This window comes from Bergeyella anatis, from assembly GCF_036016955.1.
Taxonomy (GTDB): Bacteria; Bacteroidota; Bacteroidia; order Flavobacteriales; family Weeksellaceae; genus JAYWXI01.
Genome location: NZ_JAYWXI010000188.1, coordinates 1 through 313 on the forward strand (window position 1 = coordinate 1; position 313 = coordinate 313).

Here is a 313-nt window from a genome sequence, read left to right on the forward strand (position 1 = left end):
TTGAGGTATCATTTTAAATTGGTCATGCGTTAAAATCACACAATCCCAATCATTATTTTTAATATCCCCAAAAATACGTAGTCGCTTATCGGGTTTAAAATCTTCTTTGCCTGGATATAATATTTTTGCAAAGGGATAGGCTTTTCGGTAAGTTTCAGCAATTTCGTGAACATTGGCTTTAAGTCCGATAATCATTGGTTTGTGAGCCAATCCCAAGCGTTTCATTTCTTGGGCAGCACAACACATAATTAAGGTTTTCCCTGCACCAACCTCGTGATCACAAATAGCACCTCCATTGAGCTTTATCATCCAA

1 protein-coding gene is annotated in these 313 nt (G+C 37.4%); it reads right to left on the minus strand.

Translation table 11 applies throughout. The annotated features are described in order from the left end of the window. On the minus strand, positions 1-313 hold a 313-nt coding region (locus VQ048_RS12870), incomplete at both ends, for a helicase-like domain-containing protein (protein ID WP_327612004.1).